The sequence below is a fragment of the Williamsia herbipolensis genome (assembly GCF_036153515.1).
GTDB lineage: Bacteria > Actinomycetota > Actinomycetes > Mycobacteriales > Mycobacteriaceae > Williamsia_A > Williamsia_A herbipolensis.
The window spans coordinates 1,921,574-1,939,807 of record NZ_CP108021.1; the positions used below are offsets into that span (position 1 = coordinate 1,921,574).

18 protein-coding genes are annotated in these 18,234 nt (G+C 69.2%); 8 read left to right on the forward strand and 10 right to left on the reverse strand.

Going from position 1 to position 18,234, the window contains the following annotated elements:
* Positions 1-95: 95 nt before the first annotated feature.
* Positions 96-362 carry a LuxR C-terminal-related transcriptional regulator gene (locus OG579_RS08590; protein WP_055793850.1) on the forward strand — a complete coding sequence of 89 codons (267 nt, stop codon included), beginning with the start codon at positions 96-98 and terminating at the stop codon, positions 360-362.
* 3 nt (positions 363-365) lie between these two features.
* On the opposite strand, the gene OG579_RS08595 is transcribed toward OG579_RS08590, so the two are convergent.
* Together OG579_RS08595 and OG579_RS08600 are read right to left on the reverse strand one after the other, a co-directional pair.
* Complete coding sequence (locus tag OG579_RS08595; protein ID WP_328858792.1) at positions 366-1,706, reverse strand: LCP family protein; 1,341 nt, start codon at positions 1,704-1,706, stop codon at positions 366-368.
* A 679-nt stretch (positions 1,707-2,385) separates the two neighbouring features.
* Positions 2,386-2,601, reverse strand: a complete 216-nt coding sequence (locus tag OG579_RS08600; protein ID WP_328858793.1) for a hypothetical protein — start codon at positions 2,599-2,601, stop codon at positions 2,386-2,388.
* Positions 2,602-2,815: 214 nt separating this feature from the next.
* Between OG579_RS08600 and OG579_RS08605 the strand changes: the two genes are divergently transcribed.
* The 3 genes from OG579_RS08605 to OG579_RS08615 all read left to right on the forward strand — a co-directional run bounded on the left by OG579_RS08605 (position 2,816) and on the right by OG579_RS08615 (position 5,342).
* A complete protein-coding gene (locus OG579_RS08605) occupies positions 2,816-3,376 on the forward strand; it encodes an HNH endonuclease signature motif containing protein (protein ID WP_328858794.1) in 561 nt (186 codons plus the stop codon).
* 140 nt (positions 3,377-3,516) lie between these two features.
* Entirely contained in the window at positions 3,517-4,521 is a 1,005-nt protein-coding gene (locus OG579_RS08610) for an ATP-binding cassette domain-containing protein (RefSeq protein ID WP_328858795.1), read from the forward strand.
* Positions 4,518-5,342: an ABC transporter permease gene (locus tag OG579_RS08615; protein WP_328858796.1), complete on the forward strand. Its 825-nt coding sequence runs from the start codon at positions 4,518-4,520 to the stop codon at positions 5,340-5,342. Before OG579_RS08610 ends, OG579_RS08615 begins: the two co-directional genes overlap by 4 nt.
* Here the strand turns inward: OG579_RS08615 and OG579_RS08620 are convergent.
* Positions 5,339-8,620 carry a BTAD domain-containing putative transcriptional regulator gene (locus tag OG579_RS08620; protein WP_328858797.1) on the reverse strand — a complete coding sequence of 1,094 codons (3,282 nt, stop codon included), beginning with the start codon at positions 8,618-8,620 and terminating at the stop codon, positions 5,339-5,341. The two genes, OG579_RS08615 and OG579_RS08620, sit on opposite strands and share 4 nt — an antisense overlap.
* A gap of 182 nt (positions 8,621-8,802) precedes the next feature.
* Here OG579_RS08620 and OG579_RS08625 point away from each other — a divergent pair, with 182 nt between their 5' ends.
* Entirely contained in the window at positions 8,803-9,672 is an 870-nt protein-coding gene (locus OG579_RS08625; protein WP_328858798.1) for a 1,4-dihydroxy-2-naphthoate polyprenyltransferase, read from the forward strand.
* A gap of 60 nt (positions 9,673-9,732) precedes the next feature.
* Here OG579_RS08625 and OG579_RS08630 read toward each other — a convergent pair whose 3' ends face one another.
* From OG579_RS08630 to OG579_RS08655, 6 genes are all read right to left on the reverse strand, one after another.
* Positions 9,733-10,560, reverse strand: a complete 828-nt coding sequence (locus OG579_RS08630; RefSeq protein ID WP_328858799.1) for a Clp protease N-terminal domain-containing protein — start codon at positions 10,558-10,560, stop codon at positions 9,733-9,735.
* Positions 10,561-10,596: 36 nt separating this feature from the next.
* Complete coding sequence (locus OG579_RS08635; protein WP_045823907.1) at positions 10,597-10,836, reverse strand: hypothetical protein; 240 nt, start codon at positions 10,834-10,836, stop codon at positions 10,597-10,599.
* Positions 10,837-10,908: 72 nt separating this feature from the next.
* Entirely contained in the window at positions 10,909-13,476 is a 2,568-nt protein-coding gene (locus OG579_RS08640; RefSeq protein ID WP_328858800.1) for an FtsX-like permease family protein, read from the reverse strand.
* Positions 13,477-14,157: an ABC transporter ATP-binding protein gene (locus tag OG579_RS08645; RefSeq protein ID WP_328858801.1), complete on the reverse strand. Its 681-nt coding sequence runs from the start codon at positions 14,155-14,157 to the stop codon at positions 13,477-13,479.
* A complete protein-coding gene (gene cds1, locus OG579_RS08650; RefSeq protein ID WP_328858802.1) occupies positions 14,154-15,281 on the reverse strand; it encodes an L-cysteine desulfhydrase Cds1 in 1,128 nt (375 codons plus the stop codon). Before cds1 ends, OG579_RS08645 begins: the two co-directional genes overlap by 4 nt.
* Complete coding sequence (locus tag OG579_RS08655) at positions 15,278-15,658, reverse strand: DUF4229 domain-containing protein (RefSeq protein WP_408068768.1); 381 nt, start codon at positions 15,656-15,658, stop codon at positions 15,278-15,280. The genes cds1 and OG579_RS08655 overlap by 4 nt, the downstream gene beginning before the upstream one ends.
* Positions 15,659-15,870: 212 nt before the next feature.
* Here OG579_RS08655 and OG579_RS08660 point away from each other — a divergent pair, with 212 nt between their 5' ends.
* The 3 genes from OG579_RS08660 to OG579_RS08670 all read left to right on the forward strand — a co-directional run bounded on the left by OG579_RS08660 (position 15,871) and on the right by OG579_RS08670 (position 17,147).
* Positions 15,871-16,113, forward strand: coding sequence for a BldC family transcriptional regulator (locus tag OG579_RS08660; protein WP_328858803.1), 243 nt, complete (start codon positions 15,871-15,873; stop codon positions 16,111-16,113).
* A 156-nt stretch (positions 16,114-16,269) separates the two neighbouring features.
* Positions 16,270-16,560 (forward strand): hypothetical protein, encoded by a 291-nt coding sequence (locus OG579_RS08665; protein ID WP_328858804.1) that lies wholly within the window; start codon positions 16,270-16,272, stop codon positions 16,558-16,560.
* A gap of 155 nt (positions 16,561-16,715) precedes the next feature.
* A complete protein-coding gene (locus tag OG579_RS08670) occupies positions 16,716-17,147 on the forward strand; it encodes a helix-turn-helix domain-containing protein (RefSeq protein WP_045823913.1) in 432 nt (143 codons plus the stop codon).
* Between the two features lie 87 nt (positions 17,148-17,234).
* Here the strand turns inward: OG579_RS08670 and ccsB are convergent, their stop codons facing one another.
* Entirely contained in the window at positions 17,235-18,233 is a 999-nt protein-coding gene (ccsB, locus tag OG579_RS08675; RefSeq protein WP_328858805.1) for a c-type cytochrome biogenesis protein CcsB, read from the reverse strand.
* Position 18,234: the final 1 nt, after the last annotated feature.

The window sequence follows — 18,234 nt, forward strand, 5'->3', positions numbered from 1 at the left end:
CACCAGATGATGTGTCTGTCCGATGTCGGTACGGCTTATTACCGTTATCTCATCGCGTCGGAACCGTCGACGCCCCCGTGATCGGACACACCACCATGACCGCAGTTCTCGATCCCTCGCCTCTGCGAACCCTGACCCCTCCGGCGCTGAGTGACCGCGAGAAGGAGGTGCTGCGCGCATGGGTTCTCGCCGACAGCAAGGTCGGCGTCGGCAAGCGGCTCTACATCTCCGAATCGACGGTCAACACCCACATCACGCGCATCCGCGCGAAGTACGCCGCCGTGGGGCGCCCGGCGCCGTCGAAGGCCTCACTGCTGGCGCGCGCTCTCCAGGACGGCATCGTCGACATCACCGAGCTCTGACCGTCAGTTCACGCAGGGCACTCCCGATGCCGTGCTGACGACGGGCGCGCCCTGATCGGGGGCCGGATCCTGCGACGTCGGGTCTGCCGTGTCGGTGCTCGGGGTGTCGCTGCCCGAGGTGTCGGAGGTGGATTCGAGTTGCTTGGTGGCGGTCGCGGGCGGTTGCGGCGGGGTGATCCCGAACGCGGTCTGGACCTGGCTTCGGATCGCAGCCGGGTCGACGATGTTGACGTCCTGGTTGTCGACGGTGTCGTACCGGAGGACCGGCAGCGTCCGGAACGCGAGGTTCTGGCCGGAGATGTCGCCGATGCGGTGCGCGTAGTCGACGATGTCCCAGCCCGACGACAGCACGATGTCGCGCTGCGCCACCGTCACCAGCGCGTTGAGTTTGTCCAGGTCGCCGAAGATGCCCGACGACTGCAGTGAGTGCGCCACCGAGATCAGGAACGCCTGCTGGCGGTGGGTGCGATCGAGGTCGCCGTTGTCGAGTCCGTGTCGCTGCCGGACGAAGGCCAACGCCTGCGACGCGTTCAGCGTGTGCACCCCGGCGCTGAAGTGGGCACCCGAATAGCTGTCGGACACCGCGTGATTGAGACACACCTTCACGCCACCGAGGGCCTTGGCGATGTCGTAGAAGCCGACGAGGCTGACCTCGGCGAACCGGTCGATCGGCACCCCGGTCAGTTCACGCACCGTCTGCAGGGTCTCGGCGCGACCCGCGTCGCGGCCGTCGGTCTCCAGGGTCGCCTGGTCGGTGACGCCCTCGTCGACGAGCTTCTGTTCGGCCTGCGCCTTCATCAGGCCGTAGGCCTCTTTGATCTTCGCGTGGTCGTACCCGTCGATGCCGTGGACCGCGACGTAGTCGTCACGCGGGATCGAGAACGCCACGATGTGCTGACCGTCGGCGGGCACGTGCACCAGGATCAGGGTGTTGGTGTTGTAGCCGCCCTCCTCACCGTCGCCGGCGTGCAGCGCGGACAGCACCGACGCCGGTAGGTCGTTGCCGTCGCGGTCCTTGCGCGAGTCCAGCCCGATCAACAGGATGTTCTCGGCGCTGCCCGTCGACTTCGGCGCCCCGGCCAGCACATCGGACGTGTGGAACCCGCCGCCGATGTGTCGCGACTCGCCCCAGGCCAGTCCCGATCCGAGCAGCACCGCGGCCGAGGCCAGAGCGACGAGAGGACGCCCGAGACCACGACGGGAGCGCCGCTGCGGCGCGGGACGTCGGGCCGTGCGTCGGTGGTGTCGCGGGGGTACCCGGGCGATGACCTCGGTCGGCGCGTCACCGATGTGACGACGGCGCGCGGAGGCGCCGGAGTATCTGCGTGAACGCTCGGGTGGCATGGCTGGTGTCCCACTGTCGATCAGGTGGCCCGATCCAGTGGGTCGGTCGCGTGCGAACCACCGAATGTATCGGAGGGATCGACCCTCGGCGACTCGCGCAAACACCGGATACGTTGCGAAACAGACGCTTCGGGCGATTCCGTGGCGGTCGCTCGTCGAGCCCGACCCACGCGTCGATCGGGCATCTATTCGCATCGATCGGGCATTTGACGCCGTCGATCGGGCAGGTGTCTGCACAGCCTGTGGATGACGCGGCGCTCGCTCCCAATTCGTGTCGGTGCCGTGCGGTAGCGTGATGATCGGGGGCGTCGCCCGTGCGCAATCTGATTGCGTGTCAACAGTATTCGCCGAATCTGCGCTTGCGCTCCCGTTCGAACGTATGTACGTTCGAAGCATGACCGGGGGATCATTCATCGAACTCGTCGACCTGGTGGTCGACGAGTTCGGTTCACAGGGAACAGTTGTCGCCGATGTCGACGCCGAGATCGTCGCCGCCATCCGTGGTGTCGTCGCTCTCCGGGCGGTGGCCGATGGGGTGCTGGCGCGGTTGGCGTCCCAGGCCGAGCGCGTCGGGGTCGCGACACACTGCGGGATGTCGTTGCGAGAACTGTTGGTCGCCAACGGTGTCGCGCCGGCCGTGGCGTCACGGTTGATCCGCCTCGGACGGGCCGTGGAGGTCTTACCGGTGCTCGCTCGCCACTCCCGTGACGGTGGCCTGTCGGCCGAACATCTCGATGCGGTCGCGCGCGGAATCGAGCACGTCGCGCGCCGCACCGGTGAAGCACTCGATTCCGATGTGGTGTCGAACCTGGAGCAGCGGCTGATCGGGGCCGCGATCGCCGGCAAGAATCCCGCGGAGATCGTCCACGACGCCCGCGCCGCGGCGATCGCCCACTCACCCGCCGAGCCGCCCGTGGTACCGGCCGCCGAAGACCCGGCCCTCAACGAACTGGGCTGGTCGCAGACCGGCGACGGCCGGCTACGCGGCGAGTTCGACCTCGACGCGGTCACCGGCGAACGACTCATCACCGCCCTCGACTCGGCGTCACGCCCCCGCCCCGAACCCGACGGATCACCCGACCCGCGCGCGGCGGGCCGGCGACGTGCCGATGCCTTCGCCCAACTCCTCGAGGCCGGCACACGCGGACTGGCTCCCGAGGCCCTGTCAGGTCCGGCGTCCACCGAGTTGGTCCTCACGATCCCGCTCGAGGGATCGGCCCCCGCGGGGGGCAGCGCGCCTGAACTGGCTCGGACCGGTCTCCGACCTGTCGGCACGACTTCTGGCCTGCGACGCGAAAGTCCTGGGGATAGGGGTCGACCTCAACGGCGCACCCGTCTCCGTCGCCGCCGAGAAGCGGCTCTTCACCGGCGCGGCACGCAAGGTGATCCTCACCAGAGACCGGTGCTGCATCAAGTGCGGAGCGCCGGCGTCGTGGACCGACGTCCACCACATCACCCACTACGCGAACGGCGGCACCACCGTCGTCGACAACGGATGCCTCCTGTGCCGCCGCTGCCACGTCGCCGTCCACACCGCAGGCTGGGACATCGTCATGGGTCACGACCGACACCCCTGGCTCATCCCACCGGCGACGATCGACCCGAAGCGAACCCCGTTACCCGCTTACAACAGAAGAACGTTGACAGCGATGGAACCGGCCGCGGCGTAACGCCGTCCTAGAACCAACGCCCCGCCCACCCGCGGGAGCGGTACGAACATTGACAACTCCACAGTGAAACGGGGCCCCGGGCGACAGGCCACGACAGTCCGCGACAGCGTCACGACAGAGCGGTCGCGGACAGTCGTGGCATGACATCACCTCGCACCACCGACACGCCGGCCATCGAGGCCCGCGGGTTGGTGAAACATTTCGGAAGCACCCGCGCGGTCGACGGTGTCGACCTGGTCGTACCCACCGGATCGGTGTACGGCGTACTGGGCCCCAACGGCGCAGGCAAGACCACCACCGTCCGCATGCTCGCGACCCTTCTGCGTCCCGATGCCGGATCGGCACAGGTCTTCGGCCACGACGTGGTCGCCGAACCCGTGGCGGTCCGCTCGTTGGTCGGGGTCACCGGTCAGTACGCCTCGGTCGACGAGGACCTGTCCGCTCGCGAGAACCTCATCATCTTCGCGCGGCTGCTCGGCAAGTCCCGAGCACAGACGCGGACCATCGCCTCCGACCTCCTCGAGGAGTTCGGGCTCGAAGAGGCCGCGAACCGGCCGCTCAACGAGTTCTCCGGCGGTATGCGACGGCGGCTCGATCTCGCGGCCAGCCTGATCGCCGCTCCCCCACTGCTGTTCCTCGACGAGCCCACCACCGGCCTCGACCCGCGGACCCGCGCCCAGATGTGGGAGACGATCCGTCGCCTCGTGTCCGAGGGATCGACGGTGTTGCTGACGACGCAGTATCTCGACGAGGCCGATCAGCTCGCCGATCGGATCGCCGTGATCGACCGTGGAGTCGTGATCGCCGACGGCACGGCCGACGAACTGAAGGACTCAGTGGGCATCAACACCCTGCAGGTCCGCCCGATGTCGCCGTCGGACTGCATCGCGGCACTGGAGATCGTCGAGCGGGTCACCGGCGAGAAGGGATCGCTGAGCCCCGAGGCCGGACGCGTCACGGTTCCCCTGGCCCGGCCGGATGCGGTGTCGGACGTGATGACCGCCCTGGTCGCGGCGGACATAGCGATCCGCGAACTGTCCGTCGCCAAACCCAGCCTCGACGAGGTCTTCATGACCATCACCGGCAAGCCCGCCGACGGCACCGAAAGCGGTTCCGCCACCGAGTCCGAGGAGGACGCAGCATGACCACCCAGGCCCTCGATCGCCCCGCGGTCGCCTCGCGCGACACACGGTCGGTCCCGCGTTCGGTCGGACTCGCCGACACCGTCCGCCAGTCGTTCACCATGGGCTACCGCGGAATGCTCAAGATCCGCCACAACCCCGAGCAGCTGTTCGACGTCGTGTTCCAGCCCGTCGTGTTCACGTTGATGTTCACCTACATCTTCGGTGGAGCGCTGGCCGGCAGTGTGTCGCAATACCTTCCGATCATCATCCCGGGCATCCTCGTCCAGACCGTGATCACCACGTCGGTGGTGACCGGCACCCAGCTGCGTGAGGACATGAACAAGGGCGTGTTCGACCGCTTCAAGTCACTACCGATAGCGCGGACCGCTCCCCTGGCCGGCGCACTGCTCGCCGACGTCGTGCGCTACCTCATCGCCACGGTCATCACATTCGTGGTCGGTATCGCGATGGGCTGGCGCCCCAACCCGCTGGGCCTGATCGGCGCCACCGTCCTGGTCATCATCTGCAGCTTCGCGGTGTCGTGGATCTGGGCGCTGATGGGCATGCTGGTGAAGAAGGCCTCTGCGGTGCAGGGCTTCTCGCTGATGATCCTGTTCCCGCTCACCTTCGTCTCGAACGCCTTCGTGCAGCCCGAGACGATGCCGGGCTGGCTGCAGGCGTTCGTGAAGGTGAACCCGGTGTCGAACCTGGTGACGTCGGTGCGCGAGCTCACCAACAACGGTCACGTCGGCATCCACGTGCTGTGGTCGCTGCTCGGCGCGGCCATCCTCGTCGCGGTGTTCGCTCCGCTCACCGTGCGGGCGTACATGCGCAACGCCTAGGCGAGAGCACCACGCATGGTCTGCAGGATGGTCTCGGCGGCGTGCCGTCGGGACATCCTGCTGATCTCGGTGTCGAGTTCCTCCCAGACGTCGGCCGCCACCGCGCTCAGAGACCGGGCCGTCGTGATGGCGTGGTCGAGGATGGGGAAGTCGAGGCGCGCGCGCGAACGGACGCCGAGCAGGTGCAATCGCGCCGCGGTCACCGACCCGGCGTCGCGGCTCGCGACGGCGGTGGCAAAGGCGACCGCGCAGGCGCCGATCTGCGGGATGTCCTGGTAGCCGGAGGGTTCGAACTGTGCGGCCACGAAGTCGCCGAGCATCGGCAACCGCTCGTGGGCGGCGTCGATGTTACCGGTCAACGCAGCCATCGTCACCGATGAACTGAGGACGAGCAGCATCGTCGGATCCGCCGTCGCGCCCGCCAGGCCGCCGAGCACCTGGTCGAGAACGCGCACCGCGATCGCTCCCGCCATCGCGGGGTCACCCTCGGCGTGGGCCAATTCGGCGCTCGCCATCATCAGCGTCCCGACCGCCTCGGCACCCCCCGCCGGCACCGGCTGATCCACCGTCCAACCATCGGAGAGTTCGGCCACGATCTCGCGTGCGCGGTCGATCTCCCCGATGCCGAGGAGACTGCAGGCGAGGTAGATCCGGACCTGGACGACCTCGTCGACGGAGCCGAGCTCGGTGAGCAACTCCACGGCCCGGGTGTAGCTGTCGACCGCATCGCCGTAGCGTGCGCTCTGACCGTGAATGTTGCCGATCTCCATCGCGCCGGTGGCGGTGATCCAGAGGTCGCCCCGGTAGACGGCCAACCTCTGGGCGTCCATCGAATCGCGGAGCGCGCCGCTGAGGTCACCGACGTTCTCCCGGGCGTTCGAACGTACCGAGAGCGCGATCGCCCGGACCAACGGAACCGGGGACCGGGCACCGCGGGTGAGGATGCGCAGACCGCTGTAGGTGGTGCGCGACAACAGGATCGCGCTCACGAAGTCCGCGGGCAGCGCCATCACCTCGTCGGGGTGGAAGATGGCGCGTAGAGCGACGCGCGCCCGCGCCAGCAACCGCATGTCGGGCTGGATCATGATGAGATGGCCGGCGACCATCAGGAGGGCGACCTGCCACAGCTCGCGTTGGTCGTCGGGGAGGTCGCGCGGCGGTCGGCCCAGCAACCCGATGATGCGGGGCGCCCAGTTGCGGACCTCGACGTGGAGTCCGCGTGCCACCCACCCGGATGTCATCACCGGGAACACCGCGACCACGGCCGCCACCGCATCCGCGGGCCGCTCGGTGACGTCGATCTCTGTGCAGCGCCGCAGGATCCACACGATGTTGTCGTTGTCGGCGACCACATTCGCCATCGCGGCCGCCTGCTCGCCCGTGTCGTAGAGGGCGCGGGTGTCCCTCGCCCACCCGATGGCCCAGCGGATCATGGCCGCGTCGACGTCGTCCGCCTCGCCCGACGCGAGCAGTTGTTCCTCCCCGAATTCGCGCACCATCTCGAGCATGCGGTAGCGGATGTGCCCGTCGACCTCGGTCACCGTGAGCAGCGACTGGTTGACCAACTGTTCGAGGACGTCGTCGACCAGGGTGAGACCCGCACCACCGGCCACGACGACATCGGCTGCGGCGACGGTGAACCCGGCCGGGAAGCGGCACAGGCGCCGCAGGGCCGCCCGGGCATCGCCGTCGAGGAGGTCCCAGCTCCAGTCGATGACGGCGTGCAGCGTCCGGTGCCGCCGCGGCGCGGTGCGGTCGGCGGTACGCAGCAGGCTGAGCCGACCACGGGCGAGGCGCTGCGACAGCAGACGGGCGATCTCGGGGACGCTCAGGGTGCGCACCCGCGCGGCGGCGAGTTCGATGGCCAACGGCAGGCCGTCGAGATCGCGGCACAGCTCGGCGACCACGTCGAGATCGATGGCCACATCGGAGCGGACGGCGCGCGCTCGCGCGACGAACAACTCGACCGCCGGGGAGTCGGCGACGTCGCTCGACAGCGGAGCCAGCCGGTGGATGACCTCGCCGGGCACCATCAGCGGCGCCCGCGAGGTGGTGAGGACGGTGAGGTCGGCGACGGCACCGATGAGGTCGGTCACGACCTGCGCACTGCCGTCGATGATCTGCTCGCAGTTGTCGAGCGCGAGAACGGCGTTGCGTCCGACGAGGGTGTCGGCGAGGCGGTCGGCCAGGTCGCCGACGGGGATGCGCGGTGCACCCGACGGGGTGAGCTCGGACTCTCCGACACCGAGCGACGCGGCGATGGCCGCCACGACGTCGTCGTCGTTGCGCACCGACGCCAACTCGACGAGGTAGATCGTCCGGCCTGCCTCGGCGATCCGGCGGCCGACGGCGTGCACCATGCGGGTCTTGCCGGCGCCGCCGGGTCCGGCGATGGTGACCACCCGATGTCGGTCGATCGCGGCGAGGACGGCGGCGATGTCGTCTGCGCGGCCGAGCAACTCGTTGGGTTCCGACCGCAGCCCGACGGCACGGGTGGAGACCGACGGCCGCGGGATCACCGTCGGCGGTGGCGTCAGGACCGGGGCGGGTGCTGGGGTGAGCAGCTCGCGATGCAGTGCCTCGATCTCGGCGCCGGGGTCGACCCCGAGCTCGGCGGACAGCGCACGACGCAGTCGGGCGTGCATGGCGAGGGCATCGGCGGTGCGGCCCGACGCCGCCAACGCGCGCATGAGGAGCAGGTGCGCGGGTTCGTCGAGAGGGTCGCGTTCACAGAGGTCCCCGGCGATGCGACGGGCGGTCTCGTGGTCGCCGGCCGCCGACGCCGCGGCGGCCCGCGCCTCGTCGAGGCGGCGACGCAGATCGTCACCGAGAGTGCGCAACTCGCCGGCGAGCGGATCTCCGCCGGGGGTGTCGGGGCCGAGGTCGTCTCCGGGGACACCGCGCCACAGGGCGTCGGCCTCGGCCAGCGCATCGGGGGTCGCGACGGCCGCGAGTGCTCGTGCCCGGTCGACGTCGAGGGCGTCGCCGTTCAGGTCGAGGCGGTAGCCGTTGGCCGCGCCGGCGAGCATGCCCGACGGCAACACCTGTCGGAGACGGGAGATCTGGGTGTGCAGGGCGGCCTGCGGCGACTTGGGGCGGTCGTCGCCCCACACGAGGTCGATGAGGGCAGACGCCGAACGGACACCGCCACGGGCCAGGGCGAGGGCGACGAGCAGGCGCCGGGCCCGGACACCGGGGACCTCGACCATCCCACCGTCGGTCGCGACCGCGACCGGACCGAGGAGGCCGATCGTCACCGCCGACGCGTCCACCGACACCTCACCTCTCCGGCCGTCTGTTCGGCGCAATCCGCTCGTAGCGCCCAGATGTCCACAGTAGTGGCGACCACCTGCGACGACTCGTCACCCGTACAGCGGTTCGGGCAAAACGGACCGCACGCGTCGGCCGCACATCGAACCACCGCCGAGTGGCGCCACGGGGGTAGGTCAAGATTGTCGACATGGCTACCCCCAAGCAGTGGTTCGACGGTGCGCGGCCGCGCACGTTCCCGAATGCGATCGCCCCCGTGGTGGCGGGCACCGGCGCGGCGGGCTGGCTCGGCGACGCGGTGTGGTGGAAGGCGCTGCTGGCGCTCGCGGTGTCGTTGTCGCTGATCGTCGGGGTCAACTACGCCAACGACTTCTCCGACGGCATCCGCGGCACCGACGACGACCGCGTCGGACCGATGCGTCTCGTCGGGTCGAAGGCCGCCCCCGCGGTGGCGGTGCGCAACGCCGCGTTCGCCGCGTTCGGTCTGGCCGCGGTCTGCGGTCTGGTCCTGGCACTGAGCAGCGCCTGGTGGCTCGTCGTCGTGGGCGTCGTGTGCATCGCGGGCGCCTGGTTCTACACCGGGGGCACGAAGCCGTACGGCTACGCCGGCCTCGGCGAGGTCGCGGTGTTCGTGTTCTTCGGGCTCGTCGCGGTGCTGGGCACACAGTTCGTGCAGGCCGAGCGGATCGACTGGGTCGGCGTGATCTGCGCGGTCGCCGTCGGTTCCTACTCGAGCGCCGTGCTCGTCGCGAACAATCTGCGCGACATCCCGTCGGACACCGTGTCGGGCAAGAACACCCTCGCGGTCCGCCTCGGCGACACGCGCACCCGCACCACGCACCTGGCGTTGGTGGCCCTGCCGTCGGTGCTCAGCCTCGTGCTGGTCATCGCGACGCCGTGGGCGCTGCTCGGGCTGATCGCCGCACCGTTGGCCTGGCGGGCCAACGCACCGGTCCGCGGCGGCGCACTCGGGCCGGCGCTCATCCCGGCGATCGCGCAGGCCGGCATGGCGATGGTGGCGTGGGCCCTGGCGACCGCGGTCGCGTTGTTCCTCGCCTGAGCAGACGACACGACACTGCGCCCGCGAGAAGCTCGCGGGCGCAGCATGGTCGGTCACGGATCAGACGGTGGCGCTCAGGGCGTCGCGCAGCTTCTCCGGGGTGGTGACCGACTCGATCAGTGCGCGGGAACGCTTGTCGTCGGTCTTGAGGATGCCGAGCAGCACGTGCTCGGCGGTGATCCGGTCGCTGTCCGACTCGCGGGCGATCTGCACGGCGTTGGCGATCGCGGCCCGCGCGTCGACCGAGAACCGCGGCCGACCGAACGGGCCGCCCCGTCCGCGGGGACCGCGCCGGCCCCGGCCGCGCTCCCACGGGCCATCCGCGCTGTCGGGATCACCCAGCGGGCCCCCGAAACCACGACCCGGGACATCGCCGCGACCGGGGAACTCGCCACCGGGGAAGCCGGGGCGACCGAACGCGTCGTGCGGGTGGCCATGGCCGTGGCCGTGTCGGTGACCGCGGTGCCCGCGGGGACCGGAGTCCTCGCCACCGCGCCGCGGTCCGCCACGACCGCCCCGCCCGCGACGGTCGGCACTGCGCTGCGACCAGCCGTCGGTGATGTCGGTGCCGAAGGCGTTCTTGATCGCCGTGGCGACCTTGTCGAGGTCGATGCCGACGGACTTGAGGGCCTCGCGGTCCTCGTCGACCTGTGACGCGTCGGCGTCGTCGCTGTCGTCGGCGTCGCCGCGCACCTCGCGGACGGTGTCGCGGGCCGCGTCGAGCGTGAAGCCCTCGGCGGTGAGCCGGGTGAAGATCGGGGCGCGTGCGTTGCACAGCATCCCGAGGATCAGGTGATCGTTGCCGAGTTGGGTGTGCCCGAGGTCGGCGGCCTCCTCCATGGCGAAGGACAGGATGTGCCTGTTCTCGCGGGTGAAGTGTTCGAACATGATGTGTCTCTTCTCAGTCGTGTGGTGGATGTTGATTCAGTCCCTCTCGCGAGCCGAGTGCTTCTGATGCACGGCCTGGCGGCTGATCTGCAGAACCTCTGCGATCGCCTGCCAGCTCCATCCCTGCTCGCGGGCACTGGCCACCTGCACCTCTTCGAGGCGGTCGGCCAGAGTTCGCAGGGCGCGCACCGCGGCCAGTCCCTGTGCGGGATCTGTGCTCGCCGCGGCCGTGGTGATGGTGTCGTTCTGTTCGGTGTCCACGTCGTCGCTCTGCATGGTGTCAGGTTAAGTTGACACTCACGGAGTTGTCAACATTTATTGACAGGCGATATTTCGGCGGCCGGTCCGCTACTCGTCGAGGACGGCTTCGCTGATGTTCATCCGCGCGGCACGCGCGGCGGGCAGGAAGGCGCCCGCGGTGCAGAGAACGAACGCGACGACGACGTAGAGGATCGTCGAGGCCTGCGGGTGGTACCCGATGTCGACCGAGGTGGTGGTGCCGAGCACGCGATCGCTCACGATGTGGAGCAACTCGCCGCTCGCGACGCCCAGCACCGCCCCGACCGCGGCGATCGAGGCCGCCTCGGCCAACACCATCCGCGACACGAACTGCCGCGACGCACCCATCGCGCGCAGCACCCCGAGTTCGCGGCGCCGTTCGATCACCGACAGCAGCAGCGTGTTGAGCAGGGCGATCGCGGCGACCAACGCCACGATCCACTGGATGGCGACGGTGAACGCGCCTGACTGTTTGACCGAGGCCCGCGTGGCGTCGAGGGTCTCGGCGCCGCTGTAGACGAACACCGGGTGCGACGGGTCGGCGTCGGCCTGCGCGGCCGCGTTCACCGCGCGACGCACCTGTGTGCCGTCGACCCCGGGGTCGTACCGCACCTGCAGGAAGGTGTTGCCGGGCCGCTGGAACCATTGCGACAGAAGCTGATCGGAGAGGGCGGCGGTGCCCGAGTCGAGGGTCACGTAGTCGACGGTCTGCAGAATCGGCAGCTCGTGGAACCCGGTGGGGGTCGCGAGTCGGAATCGGTCACCGACACCCAGTTTCAGCGTCCGCGCCAACACCTTCGACACGACGACACCCTCGCCGGCGAGCACCCGGCGCAGCACCTCCGGCGAGGTCTTCTTCACGTACGGGGCCTGGATACCCGGCGCGAGACCCTGGACGAGGATGCGCGCCTCGCCGACGTTCACCGTCGCCCACTGACCACCGACGACCGCCGCGACACCGGGTACCGCGGCGACACGTCCGGCGACGCCCGAGTCGAGGATCGGTCCGCTGGGGATGTTCTCGACCGGCTGCGAGGAGACGTAGAGATCGGGATCGGCGAGACCGTCGAGCGCACCCGACACCGATCCGACGAGATCGTTCATCGCCCCCGACGTGCCGACGCCGACCGACACCGCGACGGTCACCGTCATCAGCGTCGCCCAGGCACGGCGCGGGGAGCGTTCGGTGTTGACCGCGGCGAGCGTCCCCGGGCCACCGAGCCGCGCGGCCAACGCCGTGACCGCACGGATCAGCGGTCCGGTGACCGCGAAGAAGAACAGGAGCGTCCCGATGCTGGTGAGCACGGCGCCGCCGAACACGAGTCGCCCCTCGACGGTGTGCGCGATGAGCCACCCCGCCCCGACGAGCCCCAGACCGCCGATACCGGCGAGCCACACCAGCGGACCCGGGCCGCGGTCGCGGGCGAGCACCTCACCGGGCACCATCGCCTCGATCGGCGACAGCGCGAACACCGACCGCGCGGCGAGCATACTGGCCGCCACACACGACGCCACACACGCGATGACCGCGATCGGCCCGACGTACCAGGGCAGGTGGTAGCCGACCGTCGCGCCTACGGCCTCCGACGACACCTCGGGGAGTCGGCCGATGATCCACCGGCCGGCGAGCACCCCGACCGGGATGCCGATCAGGCCTCCGACCAGTCCGAACAGGGCGGCCTCGCCGATGAGGTCGCGGACGAGTTGCCCGCGGCGCCCACCGATCGCGCGGACCATCGCCAACATCTGTCGCCGCGAGGCGACGGCCATGTTCATGGTGTTGAACACGAGGAACGCGGCGATCACGAGGGAGATGAGGGCGACGAGCAGCGTCGAGTCGCGGGTCACCGAGCTCGCCGTCTCGACCTGGCCCGCCCGGTAGTCGGGACGGTTCACCGCGGCACGCCCGGCGACCACCCGCTCGATCGAGGCGCGCAGAGCGGCCTTGTCGACGCCGGGCGCCGCGCCGATGAGGATCGAGTCGAGGCGGCCCTGCTTGTCGGTGAGCCGTTGCGCGAGTGGCAGATACGCCGCGATGAACCGGCCACCGTTGATCGGTTTCGCCGCCGCGCTGTCGATGACCTCGATCACCGTCAGCGCGACGCCGTCGATCGTCACCTTCTGCCCCGCGGTGAACCCGAGGCCCGGGCCGACGGCGATCGACGTCGAGGCATCGGGGCGGTTCGGCGACAACGCCTGTCCCGCAACCGATCCCCCGGCGAGCACCTGGCGCAGGGCACCGCCGAGACCGAGGATCGACACGTCGGCGCCGAGCACGGTGACGGGTTTCGCGTCGAGGTAGATGGTGTCCTGGATCAGCGGCGCCACGGTCGACGCCTGCGGCACCTGCGCACGGATCTCACCGACGAGCGATTCGTCGAGGCCGCTGTCGCCAACGGAGGTGACGTCGAGATCTGCCGTTCCGGCGACCGTCGCCGACAGCTCCCGCACCGAGGCGGTGATCGACCCGTAGGTGCCGAGCACGGCGACGAGCAGCGTCGACGACACCGTGATCACCATCAGCGAGGTGATCACCCGCAGACGGTGGCTGCGCAGCTCGCGCAGGTTGAGCACCCGCACCCGTGTCCACGTCGCGACCGGATCGAACCGACGTCGCGCTCCCCCGCCTCCCGACATCTACGCGTCTATCCGCCCGTCGCGGACGGTGACGGTGGTGTCGGCGAACTCGGCGGCTTTCGTGTCGTGGGTGACCATCAGCACCAGTCGCCCCGAGTCGTCATGGGCGAGTTCGGCCAGCAGTCCGAGGATCGCCGCACCGGTGTGCGAGTCGAGGTTGCCGGTCGGTTCGTCGGCCAGCACGATCCGCGGATCCATGATCAGCGACCGCGCGATCGCGACGCGCTGCATCTGCCCGCCCGACAGCTCCGACGGCCGGTGACCGGCGCGGTTGCCGAGCCCCACGCGGTCGAGCAGCGCCACCGCGTCGGCCTTCGACCTCCGCAGCGACGTCCCGTCGAGCAACCGGGGCAGCGCGACGTTCTCCCACGCCGACATCGTCGGCACCAGGTTGAAGAACTGGAAGATGAAACCGATGGTGCGCCTGCGGAACTCGGACTGCTCGTCGTCGGACAGCGAGCCGATGTCGGAGCCCGAGACCACGATGCGACCCGAATCGGGGGCGTCGAGGGCCCCGATCACGTGCAGCAGCGTCGACTTGCCCGCACCCGAGGGCCCCACCACCGACACGAACTGACCGCCGTCGAGTCGCAGGGTGAGGCCGTCGAGGGCGCGGACGGTCTCCTCACCCATGCGGTACTCCCGCACGAGGTCGGTCGCCTCGATCGCGGGTGCGGTCATGCCGGCCACCGACCGTGGGTCCAGAAGTCGTCGAGCACGGCGCGCGACTCATCGAGCGACCAGCCGCACCCGGCGACCCACTCGTCGTCGAAGTAGGTGTCGCCGTACCGGTCGCCGCCGTCGCAGAGGAGTGTGACCACGCTGCCGCCGGTGCCCGCGGCGAGCATGTCGGCGATGACGGCGAACGCGCCCCACACGTTGGTGCCCGTCGACCCGCCGACGCGGCGGCCGAGGTGATCGGAGACCAGCCGCGCGGTGGCCACCGACGCCGCGTCGGGGACCCGCAGCATCGCGTCGATCACCTGCGACACGAACGACGGCTCCACCCGCGGTCGCCCGATGCCCTCGATCTTCGACCCGATCGCTGAGGTCACCGTTCCGTCGCCGGTGGCGTAGGCCGGGTGGAACACCGAGTTCTCGGGGTCGACCACGCACAGCCACGTGGGGTGGCGGCGGTAGCGGATGTAGCGGCCGATGGTCGCCGAGGTGCCGCCGGTGCCCGCGCCGACGACCACCCATGTCGGGATGGGGTGACGCTCGAGGCTCAGCTGCTGGTAGATCGACTCGGCGATGTTGTTGTTGCCGCGCCAGTCGGTGGCGCGCTCGGCCATCGTGAACTGGTCGATGAAATGCCCGCCGAGCTCCTCGGCGAGGGCGGCCGCGGCGGTGTACACCTCCGACGGCGAGTCGACGAAGTGGCACCGACCGCCCTGACGCTCGATGAGCGCGACCTTCGCGGTGGAGGTGCTGCGCGGCATCACCGCCACGAACGGCACCCCGATGAGCGCCGCGAAGTAGGCCTCGGAGACCGCGGTGGACCCCGACGACGCCTCGATCACCGGCGTCGTCTGCGTGATCCAGCCGTTGCACAGCGCGTAGAGGAACAGCGAGCGCGCCAGGCGGTGCTTGAGCGAACCCGTGATGTGGGTGCTCTCGTCCTTCAGATACAGGTCGATGGCGGTGGGCTCGCCGTCGGCACCGACGAACCTCGACCACTCCGGCAGCGGGAACCGCACGAGGTGGGTGTCGGCGCTGCGGGTGGCGTCGGCCTCGATCAGCCGGATCGCGGTGTCGACCCACTCGCGTGACGCCCGGTGGTCGACCAGCGGGCCCCCCGACGTCACGATCGGGGGTCGCCGGAACCGTCGGGACGCGGCGATCCCTGCAACCGCGCCTGCAACGCGTCGCGCTTGGCGCGGCGGTCGGCGTCGACCGCGGAGATGGCGGAGTTGACGTCGGTGCGCAGCCGCTTGAACAACAGCATGCCCAGCGGCAGCGCGATCACGACAGCGAAGATCGCGGCGACAAGGATCGGCACGTCGACCCCGGCGAGGTGTCCCACGCCGTAGATGATCGCGGCCAACACGATGACAAGGCCAAGGCGCGCAACGGTGTACAGGATCAACGCCGTCGCGAGACCGCGTCCGGCACCGACCGCCGCGGCGTCCGAGGGGGCACCCGTGGGAGCCGGCTGGGGAGCGGATGAGTCACGTTCGTTCACCCTGTCAGCCTACGTCGAGAGGGCCCTGCGCCCGCGATGCCCGATTTTTACCATTGATTTACCAACAGCTGACCGTTCGAACACCTTGGATTCTCGGTGTAACCATGTTGTCGGGCAGCGAAACAACAGTTTCATCGGTCACAGCCAGATCAGATGCCCACCACCGCCGATCTCGGTCGACGGTCGGGGGCCCAGCACGAGGAGAACGACACATGACTGCAGCATTCAACGCCATGCCCGGGGACGCACTCCCGACGTCGATGCCGATCACCCCGCGGGTGGCCAGTCAGCACACGCTGACCCCCGGACAGGTGGCGGCGATGTTCAACGTCAACCCCAAGACCGTGGCCCGCTGGGCCAGCTCCGGCCTGCTGGGCGCCATCCGTACCCCCGGTGGTCATCGCCGGTTCCGCGAGGCCGATGTCGTGGCCCTGCTCAACCGCAAGACCGACTGACCTCTCTCGCACCACTCGACGAGCCCGCGGGCCGCATCCGGACTCACCCCCGGGTGCGGCCCGCGTTCGTCGTCACACCGGGCCGCGGTCGGCCTGCGACCAGCATCGACGGCCCGATTCGTCGGACTCCCGTAACGTGGACCTACCCATACGTTCGTGGAGGTTCTCGTGGTCGTCGTCGTTGCCCTGGTCGTCGCGATAGGTGTCGCCTATCTGGTGTGGAAGGCGTTCGGGCCGGACACGACGACGCGTAGCGCACCGACGTCGTCCCGGCGCGGACCCATCGGCCCGGACGACGACCCCGATTTCCTGCTCGACCTCGGTCACGATCGTCGCACCCCGCGCAGCCCGCGACGCGACACGAACGGCACCGATCCGACCGGCGACGACACGGTCACTCCCCCGGCCCCCGACGCCGACGATCCGCGCCCCGGAACGGGCTCCTGATCGATGTTCGGCTCGTAGTACCTGATGAACGACCACTAAAGGTAGAGTTCACCGAAGAAATAAAAGCAAGGTGGACACATTCTTGTCCGCACGGTGAGTTCAATCTGCTGCGAAGGTGATCTGGTCGGTCATCTTCTCTAGATCGGGGAGCACGAATGACCACGACGAGCGACGTTCACACAGCCCGGTCTTTTGCCGAGAGTCTCAATGAACTGTTCGATACCGTTCGCGATGAGAACGGAATTCCCTACACGGGGAAAAAGATCGCGCTGAAGGCGAATCGACTCGGTTACACCCTGAGCGACGCCTACATCTCACAACTGCGCACCGGTAAGGCCAAGACACCGTCTTTCCGCACGGTGGAAGCGATTTCGCGCGCGTTCGAGATCAGCGTAACCTACTTCCTGTCCGATCCGGACGAGGATCTCAAGCGGGTTGAGCAGCAGCGCGAATACGTCGCGATGGCCGCCGAGACCGGCGCCCATCTCGCCGCGTTCCGGCACGGCGAACTGTCGGTGTCGACCATCGACACCATCATCGAATTGCTCAAGGTGGTTCGTCAGCAGAATCTGCGCGACGGAGAGTAATCCTTCGCTCGCACACACAATCACAGACAGGTGTGGCCCGGTCTGATGGACCGGGCCACACCTGTTTCGCTAGCAGCGCGAAATGATTTACAGCCCCGCGTAGGAATGCAGTCCCGACACCACCAGGTTGATGATGAAGAGGTTGAACAGCATCGCCACGAAACCGGCGATGTTGATCCACGCCGCCGAGGTATTGCGCCAGCCCGCGGTCGCGCGGGCGTGCAGGTAGGCCGCGTAGATGATCCAGGCGATGAACGAGACCGTCTCCTTGGGGTCCCAGCCCCAGAAGCGTCCCCAGGCCGACTCGGCCCAGATGGCGCCGCAGATGACGCCCAGGCCGAACAGCGGGAACGCGAACACGACGGTCTTGTAGGCGAGCCGGTCGAGCGCCTGCGCGCTGGGCAGCCGGTCGAGGATCCGCCCGCCGATCCCGTTCCCCGCCTCGGGGTAGCGCAGCTTGATCAGGTACAGCGCGCTGGCGACACCGGAGACGAGGAACACCCCGGACCCGACCGACACGATGGAGACGTGGATGGCGAGCCAGTAGGACTTCAGCGCGGGCACCACGGGCGCGGCCTGCGTGTAGAGCCACCGGCCCGCGATGAACATCAGCAGCGCGACCGGGACCAGCACGAACGACAGCAGCGGTCGGTTCTCGGGGCGGCGCAGCACCACGATGCCGGCGACGACACCAGCCGCGCACGACAGGCTGATGAACTCGTACATGTTGCCCCAGGGCATGCGGTCGGTCGCCAGACCACGGATCACGATCGACGCGATGTGGGCCAGCGCGCCGACGATCACCACCGGGAACGCCATCTTCGCGATGCGCTCACCGAACGGGGTGCGTACCTGCGGACCGATCTTGCCCGGCGTCCGCACGTCGGTCACGGGACCGGGTATGCGGACGTCGTTGCCGCCACCCGCCTTGACCAGCACGTTGGCCTCGGCCGCGGCCGGAGCGGCGGCGGTGGTGCGCGACGACGCGAGGGCGGCCAGGAACATGATCATCGCCAGCACGTACAGCGTGAGCGTGGTGCCGAAGAGCAGGTCGGAGTACCGGGACAGGTTCTCGTCGATGTTCACA